1 protein-coding gene and 1 pseudogene are annotated in these 1204 nt (G+C 60.5%); both read right to left on the reverse strand.

Going from position 1 to position 1204, the window contains the following annotated elements; translation table 11 throughout:
- Positions 1-77, reverse strand: a pseudogene (locus A2I95_RS40055) (DNA polymerase III subunit chi); the annotation flags it as partial.
- Positions 78-83: 6 nt separating this feature from the next.
- On the reverse strand, positions 84-1204 hold a 1121-nt coding region (locus A2I95_RS40060; protein WP_291737896.1), incomplete at its 5' end, for a leucyl aminopeptidase.

Genomic DNA, 1204 nt, shown 5'->3' on the forward strand with positions numbered 1-1204 from the left:
CGCGCCTTGTCCAGAAGGACCGGCAAGGTCTCCTCCAGCGGCCTGCGCGTCAGATGATAGAAATAGGCAGCCCCCATGAACGCTTATTCCGCCTCGAACTTTTCCGCGACCAGCCGGTTCAGCGCCATCACGCCCCACCCGGTTGCACCCTTGGGCGCATAGTCCGTATCCGCCTTGACCGAGGCCACACCGGCGATGTCCAGATGGATCCAGGGCATATCTTTCTTGATAAAGCGTTGCAGGAACTGTGCCGCAGTGATCGACCCCGCCGGGCGCCCGCCCACGTTTTTCATATCGGCAATGCGCGATTTCAACTGATCATCATAGGCCTTGCCCAAGGGCATCCGCCAGGCGCCCTCACCCTCGGAGCGTGCGGCTTTCAAGAAGGCATTGCACAGATCATCATCATTGGAGAACACACCGGCATTTTCATGCCCCAGCCCGATGATGATCGCGCCGGTCAGGGTCGCCAGATCAATCACACCCGCAGGCTTGAACCGCTCTTGTGCATACCAAAGCACGTCACACAGAACCAGACGGCCCTCGGCGTCGGTGTTGATGATTTCAACCGTGTCGCCCTTCATCGACTTCACCACATCACCCGGACGAGTGGCATTGCCCGAGGGCATGTTCTCCACAAGGCCGACCAGCCCGACCACATTGGCCTTGGCTTTGCGCAGTGCCAGGGCCTTCATGGTGCCGGCCACGACACCGGCGCCGCCCATGTCCATGGTCATGTCTTCCATGCCGCCCGCTGGCTTCAGGGAAATACCGCCGGTGTCAAACACCACGCCCTTGCCAACCAGCGCCAGCGGGGCTGCGTCCTTGGCGCCGCCTTTCCATTGCATCACCGCCACTTTGGAGGGACTGTCAGAGCCCTGACCGACGCACAGCAGCGTGCGCATGCCCAGCTTTTCCAGGTCCGCCTCTTCCAGGACTTCAACCTCAAGGCCGATGTCTTTCATTTCTTCGATGCGGCGTGCGAATTCCGTGGTCGTCAGCACATTGGCAGGCTCATTGACCAGATCCCGGGTCATGTGAACGCCTTCAGCCACTGCCAGCAACGGTCCGCAAGCAGCTTCGAGGTCAGACGGTATTTTGGAAGCGATCACCACCTCGCCTTCAGGCTTGTCTTCGGCGGGGGTCTTATGGTCATCAAAGCCATAGTCGCGCAGCGCCAGCCCCATGGTGAGGTCAGCGGCCT

The organism is Leisingera sp. F5, from assembly GCF_001593695.1.